The organism is Klebsiella sp. HMSC25G12 (assembly GCF_001807705.1).
GTDB classification, from domain to species: domain Bacteria; phylum Pseudomonadota; class Gammaproteobacteria; order Enterobacterales; family Enterobacteriaceae; genus Klebsiella; species Klebsiella variicola.
The window spans coordinates 1-17,526 of the sequence record NZ_KV789834.1 but is presented as its reverse complement, the minus strand read 5'-3'; the positions used below and the strand labels follow the sequence as shown (position 1 = coordinate 17,526).

General features: G+C 58.5%; 11 protein-coding genes and 3 pseudogenes. 6 read left to right on the top strand and 8 right to left on the bottom strand.

The features are described from left to right. Positions 1-44 precede the first annotated feature (44 nt). A pseudogene (gene xylA / locus HMPREF3096_RS05830) lies at positions 45-1,366 on the bottom strand (xylose isomerase). Between the two features lie 506 nt (positions 1,367-1,872). On the opposite strand from xylA, the gene xylF reads away from it, so the two are divergent. The 4 genes from xylF (at position 1,873) to xylR (ending at position 7,046) form a co-directional block, all read left to right on the top strand. Beyond that, positions 1,873-2,868 carry a D-xylose ABC transporter substrate-binding protein gene (gene xylF, locus HMPREF3096_RS05825; protein ID WP_004210164.1) on the top strand — a complete coding sequence of 332 codons (996 nt, stop codon included), beginning with the start codon at positions 1,873-1,875 and terminating at the stop codon, positions 2,866-2,868. A gap of 64 nt (positions 2,869-2,932) precedes the next feature. Then, positions 2,933-4,474: a xylose ABC transporter ATP-binding protein gene (locus HMPREF3096_RS05820; protein WP_012540329.1), complete on the top strand. Its 1,542-nt coding sequence runs from the start codon at positions 2,933-2,935 to the stop codon at positions 4,472-4,474. Then, positions 4,452-5,633 carry a xylose ABC transporter permease XylH gene (gene xylH / locus HMPREF3096_RS05815; RefSeq protein WP_008806873.1) on the top strand — a complete coding sequence of 394 codons (1,182 nt, stop codon included), beginning with the start codon at positions 4,452-4,454 and terminating at the stop codon, positions 5,631-5,633. The genes HMPREF3096_RS05820 and xylH overlap by 23 nt, the downstream gene beginning before the upstream one ends. 234 nt (positions 5,634-5,867) lie before the next feature. Beyond that, the gene (gene xylR, locus HMPREF3096_RS05810; protein WP_008806872.1) at positions 5,868-7,046 is read left to right on the top strand and encodes a D-xylose utilization transcriptional activator XylR; all 1,179 of its coding nucleotides are present in this window, start codon (positions 5,868-5,870) and stop codon (positions 7,044-7,046) included. Positions 7,047-7,084: 38 nt separating this feature from the next. On the opposite strand, the gene HMPREF3096_RS05805 is transcribed toward xylR, so the two are convergent. Continuing rightward, positions 7,085-7,903, bottom strand: a complete 819-nt coding sequence (locus tag HMPREF3096_RS05805) for a protein bax (protein ID WP_008806871.1) — start codon at positions 7,901-7,903, stop codon at positions 7,085-7,087. 314 nt (positions 7,904-8,217) lie between these two features. Between HMPREF3096_RS05805 and HMPREF3096_RS05800 the strand changes: the two genes are divergently transcribed. Both HMPREF3096_RS05800 and avtA read left to right on the top strand, forming a co-directional pair. After that, complete coding sequence (locus HMPREF3096_RS05800; protein WP_008806870.1) at positions 8,218-10,251, top strand: alpha-amylase; 2,034 nt, start codon at positions 8,218-8,220, stop codon at positions 10,249-10,251. Between the two features lie 168 nt (positions 10,252-10,419). Next, positions 10,420-11,676 carry a valine--pyruvate transaminase gene (avtA, locus tag HMPREF3096_RS05795; protein ID WP_070544336.1) on the top strand — a complete coding sequence of 419 codons (1,257 nt, stop codon included), beginning with the start codon at positions 10,420-10,422 and terminating at the stop codon, positions 11,674-11,676. Positions 11,677-11,718: 42 nt separating this feature from the next. Here avtA and HMPREF3096_RS05790 read toward each other — a convergent pair whose 3' ends face one another. The 6 genes and pseudogenes from HMPREF3096_RS05790 to HMPREF3096_RS05770 form a co-directional block, all read right to left on the bottom strand. Continuing rightward, positions 11,719-12,204, bottom strand: a complete 486-nt coding sequence (locus tag HMPREF3096_RS05790) for a 4Fe-4S dicluster domain-containing protein (RefSeq protein WP_016161946.1) — start codon at positions 12,202-12,204, stop codon at positions 11,719-11,721. 109 nt (positions 12,205-12,313) lie between these two features. Continuing rightward, positions 12,314-12,406, bottom strand: a pseudogene (locus tag HMPREF3096_RS28800) (IclR family transcriptional regulator); the annotation flags it as partial. A gap of 42 nt (positions 12,407-12,448) precedes the next feature. Further along, on the bottom strand, positions 12,449-14,290 hold the full coding sequence (gene selB, locus HMPREF3096_RS05785) for a selenocysteine-specific translation elongation factor (protein ID WP_032731465.1): 1,842 nt from the start codon (positions 14,288-14,290) through the stop codon (positions 12,449-12,451). Continuing rightward, complete coding sequence (gene selA, locus HMPREF3096_RS05780; protein ID WP_032731467.1) at positions 14,287-15,675, bottom strand: L-seryl-tRNA(Sec) selenium transferase; 1,389 nt, start codon at positions 15,673-15,675, stop codon at positions 14,287-14,289. Before selA ends, selB begins: the two co-directional genes overlap by 4 nt. A 105-nt stretch (positions 15,676-15,780) precedes the next feature. Continuing rightward, complete coding sequence (locus HMPREF3096_RS05775) at positions 15,781-16,389, bottom strand: glutathione S-transferase (RefSeq protein ID WP_004145238.1); 609 nt, start codon at positions 16,387-16,389, stop codon at positions 15,781-15,783. A gap of 106 nt (positions 16,390-16,495) precedes the next feature. Then, positions 16,496-17,494, bottom strand: a pseudogene (locus HMPREF3096_RS05770) (HlyD family secretion protein); the annotation flags it as partial. Positions 17,495-17,526 lie beyond the last annotated feature (32 nt).

Sequence of the window (17,526 nt, the reverse complement as noted above, 5' to 3'; positions counted from 1 at the left end):
GCATCCTGGTTGCGACGCCGGTCACGCCGGGCGCCGCCGCATGATTACTTATCAAACAGATAATGGTTGACCAGGTTTTCCAGTTGTTCCTGCTGGCCGCTGCGATGCTGCGGCGCCAGCTGATGCTGAGTGGCATACTGGGCAATGTCGCTGAGGGTCATCTGCCCGTTAAGGATCTGCTGCCCCAGCTCACCGTTCCAGCCGGCGTAGCGTCTGGCCACACGTTTATCCAGCTCACCGTCCTCAATCATCCGCGCCGCAACTTTCAGCGACAGCGCCATGGTATCCATCGCGCCAATATGACCATAGAACAGGTCGTATTTGTCGGTACTCTGCCGGCGCACTTTCGCATCAAAGTTGAGGCCGCCGGTGGTGAAGCCGCCCGCTTTAAGAATTTCATACATCACCAGCGCATTCTCTTCGACGCGTTCGGGAACTGGTCGGTATCCCAGCCCAGCTGCGGATCGCCGCGGTTGGCGTCGACGGAGCCGAACAGCCCCAGCGCGATGGCCGTCGCGATTTCATGATGGAACGAATGGCCGGCGAGCGTGGCATGGTTAGCTTCAATATTCAGTTTAATCTCTTTTTCCAGACCAAACTGTTTGAGGAAGCCGTAAACGGTAGAGGCATCATAGTCATACTGATGCTTGGTCGGTTCCTGCGGTTTGGGCTCAATCAGCAGCGTGCCTTTAAAGCCAATTTTATGCTTATGCTCCACCACCAGTTGCATGAAGCGGCCAATCTGTTCACGCTCCTGGCGCAGGTCGGTATTCAGCAGGGTTTCATAGCCCTCGCGACCGCCCCACAGCACATAGTTTTCGCCTCCCAGCTGATGAGTGGCATTCATGGCGGTGACCACCTGGGTGGCCGCCCAGCTAAACACTTCCGGATCCGGGTTGGTGGCCGCGCCGGCGCCGTAGCGCGGGTTGGTAAAGCAGTTTGCGGTCCCCCACAGAAGCTTCACGCCGCTCTGCTGCTGTTTCTCTGCCAGCACCTCGACCATGCGGGCGAAGTTATTGCTGTACTCCTGCAGCGAGGCGCCTTCCGGCGAGACATCGACATCGTGGAAGCAGTAGTAAGGCACATTGAGTTTGTGGAAGAATTCAAACGCCACATCGGCTTTACGTTTGGCCATTTCCAGGGCGTCGCCAGGCTGCTGCCATGGACGGTCGAAGGAGCCCACGCCAAACATATCGGCGCCATTCCAGCAGAAGGTATGCCAGTAACAGGCCGCAAAACGCAGATGATCTTCCATCCGTTTGCCCAGCACCAGTTCATCCGGGTTGTAGTGACGGAAAGCCAGCGGGTTAGTGGATTTCGGGCCTTCGTAACGAACGCGATCGAGTTGATCGAAATAGGTCTGCATAGAGAACTCCATATTCAGAGATGCGGCGAATAACCAATCAGATACCCTAAATAATTCGAGTTGCAGGAAGGCGGCAAGAGCGTGAACCTCCAGGCGCTGGTACCAGCAAGAGGTCGGAGCAACGAATGTCACCAACCCACCTACAACTTGAAGTATGACGGGTTTAAGCCAATATAGAATTTCACTTTCCATCTCCTCAATTACGTTATTTCACACCGCCATTGAGAGAATCCACAAACGTGCGCCAGCTCGCAAAAAATAATATACTTCCGCCTTCTCCGTGCCTTGTCGGACAAGTCCAGTGCAATAATAAGAGTGTGCATGAATAAAATACGATCGCCGTCATAATTTGCACATTAAACGAAATTTCATAACGGCAAAATAAGAACCGGTAATTGCCAGCCCTGCTTTCCGCGTTAAGAATCTGTAACGTATCCGCAACCTCATGTATCAAACATTATTTTTCCGTTCGTCTTATCTACCCTTACAAAAAAGGTATCATTATTATGAAGATAAAGAACCTTTGCCTTACACTTTGCGCCAGCTCCCTCCTGCTCGCCAGCATGGCGGGGATGGCGAAAGAAGTGAAGATTGGCATGGCCATCGACGATCTGCGTCTGGAGCGCTGGCAGAAAGACCGTGATATTTTCGTCAATAAAGCGGAATCCTTAGGCGCCAAAGTTTTTGTCCAGTCCGCCAACGGCAATGAAGAAACGCAGATGTCGCAAATTGAAAATATGATCAACCGCGGCGTCGATGTGTTAGTCATTATTCCTTATAACGGTCAGGTACTCAGCAACGTGATTAAAGAAGCCAAACAGGAAGGTATTAAAGTCCTGGCCTATGACCGTATGATTAATAATGCTGATATTGATTTCTATATTTCTTTCGACAATGAAAAAGTCGGTGAAATGCAGGCGCAAAGTCTGGTCGACAAAGTGCCGCAGGGTAATTATTTCCTGATGGGCGGCTCGCCGGTGGATAATAACGCCAAACTGTTCCGCGCCGGGCAGATGAAGGTCCTCAAACCGTATGTGGATGAAGGCAAAATTAAGATTGTCGGCGATCAGTGGGTTGACGGCTGGCTGCCGGAGAACGCGCTGAAAATAATGGAAAACGCGCTGACGGCGAATAATAACAAGATCGATGCCGTGGTCGCCTCCAATGACGCCACCGCCGGCGGCGCCATCCAGGCCTTAACCGCCCAGGGGCTGGCCGGTAAAGTGGCGATCTCCGGTCAGGATGCTGATCTGGCGGGTGTGAAGCGCATTATTTCCGGTACTCAGACGATGACCGTCTATAAACCGATTACCACCCTGGCCACCAACGCCGCTGAAATCGCCGTTGAGCTGGGTAACGATAAGCAGCCGAAGGCCGATACCACGCTGAATAACGGCTTAAAAGACGTCCCTTCGCGCCTGTTAACGCCCATTGAGGTAAATAAAGAGAATATCGACGCCACGGTGATTAAAGACGGTTTTCATAAAAAGAGTGAACTGTAATGGCTGACGCCCCGCTCCGGGGCGTCATTTTCATCCCGCCGGATATCACTTTTGCGGAGTCTTTATGGCCTGGCTACTCGAAATGAAGAACATCACCAAAACCTTCGGCGCCGTTAAAGCCGTGGATAACGTCAGCCTGCGTCTTAACGCGGGTGAGGTGGTCTCGTTATGCGGTGAAAATGGGTCGGGGAAATCGACGCTGATGAAGGTGTTGTGCGGTATCTATCCGCACGGAAGCTATGAGGGCGAGATTATTTTTGCCGGCGAAACGCTGCAGGCAAACCATATTCGCGATACCGAACGCAAAGGCATCGCCATTATTCACCAGGAGCTGGCGCTGGTGAAACATCTCACCGTGCTGGAGAATATTTTCCTCGGCGCCGAGATCTCCCGCCACGGTCTGCTGGATTATGAAACCATGACGCTGCGCTGTCAGAAGCTGTTGGCGCAGGTCAATCTGCCCATTTCGCCCGACACCCGCGTCGGCGACCTCGGCCTTGGCCAGCAGCAGCTGGTGGAGATCGCCAAGGCGCTGAATAAACAGGTTCGTCTGCTGATCCTCGACGAACCGACCGCTTCCTTAACCGAACAAGAGACCGCGACGCTGCTGACGATCATTCGCGATCTGCAAAACCACGGTATCGCCTGCATTTATATTTCTCACAAGCTCAATGAGGTCAAAGCGATCTCCGACACGATCTGCGTGATCCGCGATGGCCAGCACATCGGCACCCGCGACGCCAGCGGCATGAGCGAAGACGATATCATCACCATGATGGTCGGCCGCGAGCTCACCGCGCTCTATCCCAGCGAGCCGCACGCCCACGGCGAGGAGATCCTGCGGGTCGAACATTTAACCGCCTGGCACCCGGTAAACCGCCATATTAAACGCGTCAATGACGTCTCGTTTTCCCTGCGTCGCGGGGAAATCCTCGGCATCGCCGGGTTGGTCGGCGCCGGACGTACCGAGGCGGTACAGTGCCTGTTCGGCGTCTGGCCGGGGCGCTGGCAAGGGGAGATCTTTATTGATGGCCAGCCGGTGAGCATTTCTAACTGCCAGCAGGCCATTGCCCACGGCATCGCCATGGTGCCGGAAGACCGCAAAAAAGACGGCATCGTGCCGGTGATGGCGGTGGGCAAAAACATTACCCTGGCGGCGCTCAACCAGTTCACCGGCGCGATGAGCAGCCTGGACGACGCCGCCGAGCAGCACTGCATTCAGCAGTCCATTCAGCGTTTGAAAATTAAAACCTCCTCACCGGAACTGGCGATTGGCCGCCTGAGCGGCGGCAACCAGCAAAAGGCGATACTCGCGCGCTGTCTGCTGCTCAATCCGCGCATTCTGATCCTCGACGAACCCACCCGTGGCATCGATATCGGGGCAAAGTATGAAATTTATAAACTGATTAACCAGCTGGTGCAGCAGGGCATCGCGGTCATTGTCATTTCATCAGAACTGCCCGAGGTGCTCGGTCTCAGCGATCGGGTGCTGGTTATGCACGAAGGCAGACTAAAAGCCAATTTGGTTAATCAACATCTGACCCAGGAACAGGTGATGGAAGCCGCGCTGAGGAGCGAACGCCATGTCGAAGAACACGTCGTCTGAAATCAAACTCACCCCAACCGCCCCCGCCGCCTTGCCGGCGCTGAAGGGGCTGAATCTCCAGGTCTTTGTGATGATCGCCGCCATCGTCGTCATTATGCTGTTTTTCACCTGGGTTACCGATGGTGCCTACCTGAGCGCACGCAATATCTCCAACCTGCTGCGCCAGACGGCCATCACCGGCATCCTCGCCGTTGGCATGGTGTTTGTGATTATTTCGGCAGAAATCGACCTGTCCGTCGGCTCGATGATGGGGCTGCTGGGCGGCGCCGCGGCAATCTTTGACGTCTGGCTCGGCTGGCCGCTGCCGCTCACCATCCTGGTGACCCTGGTGATGGGCCTGCTGCTCGGGGCGTGGAACGGATGGTGGGTGGCCTATCGCAAGGTTCCCTCGTTTATCGTCACCCTTGCCGGGATGCTGGCGTTTCGCGGCATTCTGATCGGCATCACCAACGGGACCACCGTCTCGCCCACCAGCCCGGCGATGGCGCAGATCGGCCAAAGCTATCTGCCAGACGGTATTGGGTTTGGCATCGGCGTTGTCGGCATGGCGGCCTTTATCGTCTGGCAGTGGCGCGGGCGGATGCGCCGTCAGGCGTTAGGTCTGGCGACCTCATCCTCCACCGCCGCCGTTGGCCGCCAGGCCATTACCGCGGTGATTGTGCTGGGCGCAATCTGGCTGCTCAATGACTATCGTGGCGTGCCGACCCCGGTGCTGATCCTCGCTGCCCTGCTGCTGGCAGGCCTGTTTATGGCCACCCGCACCGCTTTTGGTCGTCGCATCTATGCCATCGGCGGCAACCTGGAGGCGGCCCGCCTCTCAGGGATCAACGTCGAGCGTACCAAGCTGGCGGTGTTTGCCATTAACGGCCTGATGGTCGCCATTGCCGGGCTGATCCTCAGCTCGCGCCTCGGCGCCGGGTCGCCCTCGGCGGGCAATATCGCCGAACTGGACGCCATCGCCGCCTGCGTCATCGGCGGCACCAGCCTGGCGGGCGGCATCGGCAGCGTCGCCGGAGCGGTAATGGGGGCGTTTATTATGTCAGCCCTGGATAACGGCATGAGCATGATGGACGTCGCCACCTTCTGGCAATATATCGTTAAAGGCGCCATTTTGCTGCTGGCGGTGTGGATGGACTCCGCCACCAAGCGGCGCGCGTGAGGAGAGACTCTCTGGAGAATGTCTGAATTCTTTGCGCTACCGCCAAACTTCGCCACAAGGCGCTTGAAATATCTCGGGCATTAGCCGGTAGTGTATACCCAACAGCATTCGGGTTGCAGACGGCGCCCCCGGGCTGCGTACCGGCGTACGTGGCCCGGGTGAGTGAGGAAGCCAGGCCATCGGCAACATCATGAATGAAGGGGTATGACCGGGGTTAGAGCAGGAACATTATCTATGTTTGAAAAGCGTCACCGTATTACGCTGTTATTCAATGCCAACAAAGCTTATGACCGCCAGGTGGTTGAGGGCGTCGGCGAGTATCTGCAAGCCTCCCAGCTGGAGTGGGATATCTTTATTGAAGAGGATTTTCGGGCACGAATCGAAAACATCAAAGAGTGGTTGGGCGATGGCGTTATCGCCGACTATGACGATCCCGAAATTGAAAAGCTGCTAGCCGATGTCCACGTGCCCATCGTCGGCGTCGGCGGCTCTTATCATCAGCCAGAGCAGTACCCGCCGGTCCACTATATTGCCACGGACAACGCTGCGCTGGTGGAAAGCGCCTTTCTCCATTTGAAGGAAAAAGGGGTGCACCGCTTCGCGTTTTACGGACTCCCCACCTCCAGCGGTAAACGCTGGGCGGTAGAGCGCGAGTATGCCTTCTGCCAGCTGGTCGCGAAGGAGAAGTATCGCGGCGTGGTCTACCAGGGGCTGGAGACGGCGCCGGAAAACTGGCAGCACGCGCAAAACCGGCTCGCCGACTGGCTGCAAACCCTGCCGCCGCAAACTGGCATCATCGCCGTCACCGACGCCCGCGCCCGCCACGTCCTGCAGGCCTGCGAGCTGCTGCATATCCCGGTGCCAGAGAAACTCTGCGTTATTGGTATCGATAACGAGGAGCTGACCCGCTATCTCTCTCGCGTCGCCCTCTCCTCCGTCGCCCAGGGCACCCGCCAGATGGGTTATCAGGCGGCAAAATTACTCCACCGGCTGCTGAATAACGAGGTGCTCCCGCTGCAGCGCCAGCTGATCCCGCCGATGCGTGTCGTTGAGCGACGCTCCACCGACTACCGGTCATTGAACGATCCCTCCGTGATTCAGGCGATGCATTACATTCGCAACAATGCCTGCAAAGGCATCAAGGTGGAACAGGTGCTCGACGCCGTGGGCATCTCTCGCTCCAATCTGGAGAAACGCTTCAAAGAGGAAGTCGGGGAGACCATCCACACGGTGATCCACAGCGAGAAACTGGAAAAGGCGCGCAGCCTGCTGGTGTCCACCAGCCTGTCGATCAATGAGATTTCACAGATGTGCGGCTACCCATCGCTGCAATATTTTTATTCGGTGTTTAAGAAGGAGTACGACGTGACGCCGAAGGAGTACCGTGACCGGCACAGCGAGGTGATGCTGTAGGGCAAAAAAATGCCCGGCGACAAGGCCGGGCATCCGGATTACAGATGGGCGGCGATGAGCCGCTGATTGTCCTGATACATCGCGAAGAGATAGTTGTTGTAGCTCGACCCTTTGGTCGAATAACCCTTCAGCTTATGAATCATGGTACTGGCCGTCACTTCCTGATCCGCCTTGCGCAGCTGCAGGCGCGATTTGCGGAATGAAGAATAAGCCGGGTGGGTGTTCAGGTTGGTGACATAAGCCTGCACCGACTGCTCCACTGATTCGAACTGCGAGTAGCCTTTCATCGCCCCGCGGCAGCGACCGGCGCCGCACTTCATGCCAAACAGGTTGTTGTTCTCACGCGCCAGCTTGGAGGTACCCCAGCCACTTTCCGCCGCCGCCATGGTTGCTACCATGCTGTTCGGAATAATGTCGACACGCTCAAGCAGCGCGTTCCAGGGCACATGACGCGTATTGCCTGACCACTTCACCTTATAACGGGCAGCGATATCTTTCAGGCGCGCCTTCTCAGTCGGCGACCAGCGAGCATCGTACTGCTTGGAAACAAGCCAGTTACGATCCGCAGTAATCGCCTGATTCTGCTTGGTAATATAAGGCATGACCGTCCGGAGAAACGCTTTTTTCCTTGGTGTTCCGGAAGGGTATTTTCGCAAGTCAGGAAGTGAACTGCTCTTTACACTATTGCGAGAATACTCTTGTTTACTGCTTACCTTAGTACTACTGATCTTCTTAACCGTTGGGGCTTTATGACTCTTTGTTGCTGTGTGCGTTGTTGCCAACACACTACCTGAAAATACACAGGTTAGTAACATAAGTATGGCGGCCCCATATCGTCGTATGGGATTCGATATCATCAGGTCTCCTGGTCGGATATATGCATTCCAACACCTTGTTTTTCACAAAAAAACGATAGCTGAATCGCTAATAGTATCAAAAATACGCAATGAGAGCATCAACAGAAATAGTCCAATTCCGAATTGGTGTCATCTGAAATCGGTTTCTGCGCCGCATCGCCAGTGCGAAAATGCTAGCTTCGTCTCATTTTTAGCCTATTTTTTGAGCGGTGTCACTCACCCCTTTTCATCCTCCTGGTAAAACGCCGGCCAGGAGGAGTTCACCCGTGCGGCAACAAGGCACACTAGATAAAAACCGCTCACAGGATCCCGCAATGAAACTCGCTGCGCTTGCCACGTTATTCGTGCCTGGGATGGCCTTTGCCGCCTGGACTACCACCGACTTCCCTGCCTTTACCGAAGAGGGGACGGGCCGATTCATCAGCCAGAAAGTGGTTGAGAAGGGTACACGTCCTCTGCAGCTAAATTTTGACCAGCAGTGCTGGCAGCCTTCCGGCGGCATTAAGCTCAACCAGATGCTGTCCATGGAGCCCTGCCGTGGCACCCCGCCGCAATGGCGTATCTTCCGCCAGGGGTTGTATACCCTGGAGGTGGATACCCGCTCCGGCACACCGACAATGATGATTTCGCTGGAGGAAAAAGAGGCCAGCGCCGCGGCGCCGCAGATCCGCCAGTGTCCGAAGTGGGATGGAAAACCGCTGACCATCGACGTCAGCAAAACCTTCGCCGAGGGCAGCAAGGTCCGCGATTTCTACAGCGGCAATGTCGCGACCGTCAGCGGCGGCAAAATCACCCTGCAGCCCGCCTTCGGCAGCAATGGCCTGCTGCTGCTCGAGCGTGCCGAGACCGCCGCCCCGGCGCCGTTTGACTGGCACAATGCCACTGTCTACTTCGTCCTGACCGATCGCTTCGTAAACGGCAACCCGGCCAACGACAACAGCTATGGCCGTCATAAAGACGGCATGCAGGAGATCGGCACCTTCCACGGCGGTGACCTGCAGGGATTAACCAGCAAGCTGGATTATCTGCAGCAGATGGGGGTTAACGCCCTGTGGATCAGCTCCCCGCTCGAGCAGATCCACGGTTGGGTCGGCGGCGGCACGAAGGGCGATTTCCCGCACTACGCCTACCACGGCTATTACACCCAGGACTGGTCGAAACTGGACGCCAACATGGGGACCGAAGCGGATCTCCGCCGACTGGTGGATGAAGCGCATAAGCGCGGCATACGCATCCTGTTTGACGTGGTGATGAACCATACCGGTTACGCTACCCTGGCCGACATGCAGGAGTTCCAGTTCGGTGCCCTGTATCTGCAAGGCGATGAGCTGAAAAAAACCCTTGGCGAGCGCTGGACGGACTGGAAACCGGGCGCGGGCCAGACCTGGCACAGCTTTAACGACTATATCAACTTCAGCGACAAAGCCGGCTGGGAGAAATGGTGGGGCAAGAAGTGGATCCGCACCGATATCGGCGATTATGACAACCCAGGATATGACGATCTCACCATGTCGCTGGCCTTCCTGCCGGACCTGAAAACCGAATCGAAGGAAGCCTCAGGCCTGCCGAACTTCTATAGCCATAAACCGGACACCGCGGCGAAGGCGATCCCGGGCTATACGCCGCGCGACTACCTGACGCACTGGCTGAGCCAGTGGGTGCGCGACTACGGCATCGACGGCTTCCGTGTCGATACCGCTAAACACGTGGAGATGGACGCCTGGCAGCAGTTAAAAACCCAGGCCACCGCCGCGCTGGCGGAGTGGAAAAAAGCCAATCCGGATAAAGCGCTGGATGCGGCGCCGTTCTGGATGACCGGCGAAGCCTGGGGACACGGGGTGATGCAGAGCGATTACTATCGCCACGGTTTTGATGCGATGATCAATTTCGACTACCAGGACCAGGCGGCGAAAGCGGCGACCTGTATGGCCAATATTGACCTCACCTGGCAGCAAATGGCGGACAAGCTGCAGAGCTTTAACGTCCTGAGTTACCTCTCCTCGCACGATACGCGCCTGTTCCGCGAAGGCGGCACCACTGCGGCGGAGCTGTTGCTGCTGGCCCCTGGCGCCGTGCAGATTTTCTATGGTGACGAATCATCACGTCCGTTCGGCCCCACCGGCTCGGACCCGCTACAGGGCACCCGTTCGCAGATGAACTGGCAGGATGTTAACGGCAAGGCGGCCCGCAGCGTCACTCACTGGCAGAAGATCGGTCAGTTCCGCGCTCGCCATCCGGCAATCGGCATGGGCAAACAGACAACGCTGTCGATGCCGCGTGGTTACGGGTTCGTGCGTGAGAGCGGTGAAGACAAAGTGATGGTCATCTGGGCCGGACAACAGCAGTAATCCACAGGTGGCTCTCCGCCCTGGCGGGGAGCCATTCAGAACAAAACGCTAACAAAATAGTAATTTACAGGATAAAGATAAAAAGCCGTCTCCTCCCGCCGATTTGCACCACGCTAGCGCTGGCGTTATGGTTAGCCACTTTCCAGAACCACCGATAGACTATTCGCGATGACATTTTCCCTTTTCGGCGACAAATTCACCCGTCATTCAGGCATCACCCGCTTGATGGAAGACCTTAATGACGGTCTGCGCACGCCGGGCGCTATTATGCTGGGCGGCGGCAACCCCGCTCAGATCCCGGAAATGAATGACTACTTCCAGCAGCTGCTGTCCGACATGCTGGATAATGGCAAAGCCCTTGATGCGCTTTGTAATTATGATGGGCCGCAGGGCAAAAGCGAGCTGCTGAGCCTGCTGGCGAACATGCTGCGCGACGAGCTGGGCTGGGAGATCGAACCACAGAATATTGCGCTAACAAACGGCAGTCAGAGCGCATTTTTCTACTTATTTAATCTGTTTGCAGGCCGTCGGGCAGATGGCACCACGCGTAAGGTACTGTTCCCACTGACGCCGGAATATATTGGTTACGCCGATGCCGGTCTGGAAGAGGATCTGTTCGTTGCCACCCGGCCGAACATCGAACTGCTGCCGGAAGGCCAGTTCAAATACCACGTTGATTTTGAACATCTGCAGGTGACGGAAGAGACCGGGATGATCTGCGTCTCGCGCCCCACCAACCCGACCGGCAACGTCATCACTGATGAAGAGCTGATCAAACTGGATGCGCTGGCGAATCAGCACGGGGTCCCGCTGGTGATTGATAATGCCTACGGCGTGCCGTTCCCGGGCATTATCTTTAGCGACGCCCGACCGCTGTGGAATCCAAACATCGTGCTGTGTATGAGCCTGTCCAAACTGGGCCTGCCGGGCAGCCGCTGCGGGATTATCATCGCCAACGAGAAAATCATCACCGCCATCAGCAACATGAACGGCATTATCAGCCTCGCCCCTGGCGGCATCGGGCCGGCAATGATGTGCGAAATGATTAAACGACAGGATCTGCTGCGCCTGTCAGAGACGGTGATCAAGCCCTTCTATTACCAGCGGGTGCAGGAAACCATCGCCATTATTCGCCGTTATTTACCGGAGGAGCGCTGCCTGATCCACAAACCGGAGGGAGCCATTTTCCTCTGGCTATGGTTTAAGGCCCTGCCGGTCTCCACCGAGCTGCTGTATCAGCGGCTGAAAAAGCGCGGCGTGCTGATGGTGCCGGGGGATTACTTCTTCCCGGGTCTGGATAAGCCGTGGCCGCACACTCACCAGTGTATGCGCATGAACTATGTGCCAGACCCGCAAAAAATTGAGGCCGGGGTGAAAATTCTCGCCGAAGAGATTGAATTCGCCTGGCGCGAACAGGAAGCATAGCCTCTGACGCCACGGGCGGTTAACGCCCGTCAGCGCCCCCACTCACGCCAGCGCCAGCCGCTGGCGTTTTTGCGCACATAGCGCCTCCAGCTCCGCGGGAACCATCACCCGCAGCGCCTGCGTCGGGCAGGCGGCCACGCAGGCTGGTCCTTCAGCGCGGTGATGGCATAAATCGCATTTCAGCGCCTGCGCCTGCTCCTTCACTACCGTAACGGTCATCGCGCCGTACGGGCAGGCCACCATGCAACTTTTGCAGCCGATGCAGCGCCGCTGGTCGACCCACCAGACGTCATTGTCGCGCTGAATCGCCCCTTGCGGGCAAACGCTGGCGCAGGGCGCATCCTCGCATTGCCGGCACGCCGTCGCCGTCGATATGTCACCGCTTTTCACCACCCGGATACGCGGCGCGAAATGGTTCGTCGACAGGGCGGCGACATCCTGCGCCTGCTGGTGCGCCACCGCACAAGCCACTTCACAGGTACGACAGCCAATACACCGCTGGGCATTGGCAATAAGAAACTGGTTCATCCTCTGCTCCCTGGGGATAAAACCGCAGGGTGCCAGAATAGTCCCTGCCCGCGCTTTGATCCTGAATGGAATCAGCGCTGTTTTTTGTCAGATGGCCTGCAGGATGTGGTCATTTGCCTGACGCTTCACGCACCGTGAAACCCAGCTCACGCGAAATTGCTTCGGCGGTCTCACGCAGCGGTTTTAACAAGTTCTTTTCGCCAGCTCCCCTGCACGAAGTCCGCCGGGGAGCTGGCGTGAATGATTACAGAAACAACGCCTTATCGCGCAGGATATGATCGTTACCGCGACGGCGGGTGAAGCCAATCCGATCGAAATACTCCAGGATCTGAATCGCCAGCTTACGCCCGACGTTTAAGGTGTCGCGGAAATCCGCGGCGCAGGTTGATCCGCGCAGCTGATCCAGCTCGCGCACCCGTTGGGCGAACTGCACAATGCGATCGTTGCGGTAGTAACGATCCTTGACGATCGCAGTAATCATCCCCTGCTGCGCCGCCTGGCGCAGCACCGCGCGCATCAGGGACTCTTCAACATGGACTTCGCGCGCGAGATCGCGCACCCACCACGGATCGTCGCCGAACAGGGTTTCCACCTTCTGCCAGACCGCCTGCTGCTCGTCGGTAAACCCGGCTTTATGCTCCGGCAAATGCAGCCAGCCGTGATGGCTGTGGACTAAGCCACTCTCACGCATCTGCTCAATCAGCAGCAGCACCAGCGCTTCATCTTCCATCGGCAGCGCGATGCGGCGCAGGCGCTCCCGGCCAGGGCCCGGCTCGTCGCGATGCTGCTCATGGTAGCGCGCCAGGGCATCCAACAATTTTCGCTGCCAGCGGGCGGCAAGCGGGGCACTGAGCAGGCGCTGTCCGGCCTGCAGATAGTCCGGTCGCTGGATCAGGGCGGCCATTCCGGCTTCGCTGAGCTGCCGCGCCCAGGCGAAGCGCTCAAGCCGGACGGCATCCCGCTGCAGATGCAACTCCAGCGCCGGCGCATCGTCAGCGCCAACTGCCGCCAGGGCGTGCAGCCACTGCAGATACTCCGGTTTACGTTTGCCACGACGCGGGGGATCCAGCGTCACCACCCGTGCGCCGGCCAGCGTCATACGCGCAGAGATATCGCGGAGCACCAGCCGGTCGTTATCCGCCAGCCACAGCGGGGTATCCAGCACCAGCTCCGCCAGGTTGTCCTCGAGGAGCGACACCCGGCCGGTAATGTGGCTGGCAGCATGGTGAATATGCAGCGGTTGCCACTGGCTGAGCGGCGTATGGCACTGCAGCTCGACAATCACCCGTTCCGCAGGCTCCGGCGGCGGTGAGGACAACAGCCAGTCGCCGCGGTGCACTGCCTCTTTCTGTGCATCGCCGACAATATTCAGCGCAATGCGCTGCCCGGCGTGCGCCTGCTCAACCGCTTGATTCTGGGCATGCAGACCCCGCACGCGCATCGGCGTGTTCACGCCGGTGAGCCACAGAGTATCCCCGACCCGTACTTCACCGGAGAGCGCCGTCCCGGTGACCACCAGCCCTGCCCCTTTGACGGTAAAAGCGCGGTCCAGCGCCAGGCGAAACCGCTGCTGCTGCGGGCGGGGGCGCTCTGCAAGCTGCAGCAGATGGCTGCGCAGTTCGGCAATACCGATGTTTTCCGCCGCCGCGGTGGGAAAGAAAGCGACGGCGTCAAAGCCCAGCTCGCGCAGAGTCTGCTCGACCTCCGCCCGGACCTCCTCCACCCTGGCGGCCGCCACGCGGTCCGTTTTGGTGAGCGCCACGGTCAGCGTCGGCTTTCCGGTCAACTGCAGGATCGCCAGGTGTTCGCGGGTTTGCGCCATCACCCCGTCATCGCAGGCCACCACCAGCAGCGCATGGTCAATACCCCCCACCCCCGCCAGCATGTTGGACAAAAACTTTTCGTGCCCGGGAACGTCAATAAATCCCAGCACCCGCCCGTCCGGCTGCGGCCAGTAGGCATAGCCGAGATCGATCGTCATTCCCCGCGCTTTCTCTTCCGGCAGACGATCGGCATTTACGCCGGTTATCGCCTGCAGCAGCGTCGTTTTGCCGTGGTCAACATGCCCAGCGGTGGCAATAATCATCGTAACAACATCTCCATAAACCGGGTTTCATCTTCCAGACAGCGCAGGTCCAGCCAGAGCCGACCATCATCAATGCGGCCAATCACCGGAAACGGCAGCGCGCGCCAGCGGGCAGCCAGCGCCTCCAGCCGGCTGCCGCGACCGTCATGCGGGGTAAAGATCAACGCCGCGCTGGGCAGGCGGTCAACGGGTAACGAACCGCTGCCAATCTGCGACTGGCAGGCTGCCACGCTGACGGCAAAGTCAGCATAGTGTGCCGCCAGGTCAGGCAGCAGGCGTTCAGCCAGCCGGCGGATCTCTTCCGCCGGACGGGTGAGCAAGCGCAGCGTCGGTAATCTCTCCGTCAGCACCTCCGGGTGCTGATAGAGGCGCAGCGTGGCTTCCAGCGCCGCGAGGGTCATTTTATCCGCGCGCAGGGCCCGCTTCAGTGGATGGCTTTGCAGCCGGGCAATCAGCACGCGTTTGCCGACGATAATTCCGGCCTGCGGGCCGCCGAGCAGCTTGTCGCCAGAGAAACTGACCAGGCTCACCCCGGCGGCGATCATCTCCTGCGGCATCGGCTCCTTCGGCAGGCCATACTGGCTGAGATCCACCAGCGACCCGCTGCCCAGGTCGGCCACCACCGGGACGTCCAGTTCGCGGCCAATGGCCGCCAGCTCCGATTCGTCGACGGCTTTGGTAAAGCCTTCAATGCTGTAGTTGCTGGTGTGAACCTTCATCAGCAGCGCGGTATTGTCATTCACCGCCTGGCGATAGTCTTTGGCATGGGTGCGGTTGGTGGTACCCACTTCGTGCAGCTGACAACCCGCCTGACGCATCACATCAGGAATGCGAAATGCGCCGCCGATCTCCACCAGTTCGCCGCGGGAAACCACCACTTCGCGGCCGCTGGCGGTGGCCGCCAGCATCAGCAGAACGGCCGCCGCGTTGTTGTTCACGATACAGGCATCTTCCGCGCCGGTGATCTGGCACAGCAGATCGGCAATGGCGCGATCGCGATGGCCGCGCCCGGCGTCGTCGAGATCATATTCGAGCGTCACCGGCGCGCGCATCGCGCTGGCAACCGCCTCCACGGCCGACTCCGCCTGGATGGCGCGCCCCAGATTGGTATGCAATACCGTACCGGTGAGATTAAACACCGGACGCAGGGCGCTCCGCTGGCCGGCGGTGAGCCGCTGCTCACAGGCGTGCAGCCAGTCATGGCTCCAGTCAGGGAGCGTCTGCCGTTGGCTAATCTGTTCCCGCGCCTCATCCAGCATCTGGCGCAGCTGCGCCACCACCTGCGAATGGCCGTGCTGCGCCAGCAGGGGAGAAAAAGCGGGGTCGCGTAGTAAGCGGTCAATGGCCGGAAGCCGGGTATAAAGCGCACGAATATCGGTAGTCATGAATGGGCCTGGCGGTAAGTTATTTTCCCCCCTCCCGACGGGAGAGGGAGTCAACAATCAGCGGCGATTGTAACGCCTCCTTGCGCAAACTGTTACCTGCCTGGGTCAAGTCCGCGGCGGTTCGGTACGCGCAAAGCTGGCGCGCTGGAACAACGCATCCACCAGCTTCACCAGTTGCGGCCGGGTGGCGCACCAGCCGGGCGCGACCCGGCGAAAGTTCAGATAAGCAATGGCGCAGGCCGTGGAAATGGTCGCCAGATTAACCTCGTCGCCGCGCAGCGTTCCGTCTGCCGCGCAGGCTTCCAGCCGGTCGAGGCCGCGAGCCACTTTCTCCCGCTGGCGGAGCAGCTCTTGCTCTGACTGTTGCGCGCCCGGGCGAGCCTTTTCACGCACCAGCGCCTGGGCGGCCTCCATCACCCCATCCGCAAGCGCCTCTAGCTGACGCATCCTGAGAGCGGCTCTGGGGTCGGCGGGGATCATCGGCGGCGCCACGCCCAGCAGCTCCAGATACTGGGCGATGACCGGGGAGTCAAACCAGCACTCACCGTCGTCCGTCACCAGCGCCGGTACCTTGCCCAGCGGGTTATAGCGCGCCACACCGTTGCTTTCGCTGTAGGGGGATTCGTTGACAAACTCAAAAGGGATGCGCTTTTCCAGCAGGATCACGGAGATTTTGCGCACAAAGGGACTGGTGTAGCTGCCGATCAGTTTCATAGCCTGCTCCTTATCGCCAACAAATTATCGCCAACAAAGATATGAGTATGGCTCAGGGCAGGACAAAAGGCAGGTGAGCGTCCCGCTCAACCTGCCGCCGATCGCATTAATGATCGAGATAGAGGTAGTGCATCCAGCTGGTCATCCGCAGCAGCACTTTACGCATCACCGAGACGTGGGCGAAATGGTCGGAGTAGACCGCCACCTGCGCGTAGATACCATCAGGCAGCGCATCAATTTCGGCATTGGGGTCGAGCTCGATGGTCGCCAGCACGCCATCGCTGCCCGGCGTCACGGTCAGCGACTGTAACGCCCCTTGCGCCTGATAACTTCCTCCCGGCACCACCGGTAAAATACTCACCAGTTTGCCGTGGAACACCTGCCCGGGCAGGGCGTTAAACACCGCTTCCGCGTCGTCGCCTTTCTCCAGCCTTAACAGGGAATTTTGCCGAAACTGGGCGACGATCAGCCGTTTTTGCTCGGGGATAAACACCATCACCGGACGCAGCGGCAGCGAGGCGGCATAGGTCCCCGGGCGGATCAACACCTGGGTGATATACCCATCGCTGGGCGCCCGCACGGTGGTCTGATCGAGATTATATTTCGCCTCCGCCAGCTGGGCGCGCAGGCTGGCCACTTGCGACTGTTCGCCGTTGATCATGCTGTCCAGCTGGCTCTGGATCTGCGCCTGCTCCGCCACCGACGCCTTGACCAGCGCGTCCTGGGCCAGATAATTCTGCCGGGCGTTATCGATGTCGCTTTCCGAGAACGGGTTCACCCGCGCCTGGCTCCCTTTCAGGTAGCGCTGATAGTCCTTGTATAAGCGATCGCGTTCCGCCGACACGCGGGTGGTGTTGGCCTGGGCTTCAGAGAGCTGCGCCTTGAGGGTGTTAATACTGTGCAGCGCCGTCACCAGGTCGGCCTGCAGACGGTCGACCCGCGCCTGATAGCGCGCCGGGTCAATAGTAAAAAGCACCTCACCCTTTTTGACGCGCTGATTCGCTTTGTCGGTGACGCTGTTAACCACTCCGGTAACCTGCGGCGTAATAGGAATAGATATCACCGCCTTTTGCGCCAGAAAGGTGTAAGGGTGGTTATAGTTCATTCATAGACAGGATCTTAAGAGATAAGTCTTTA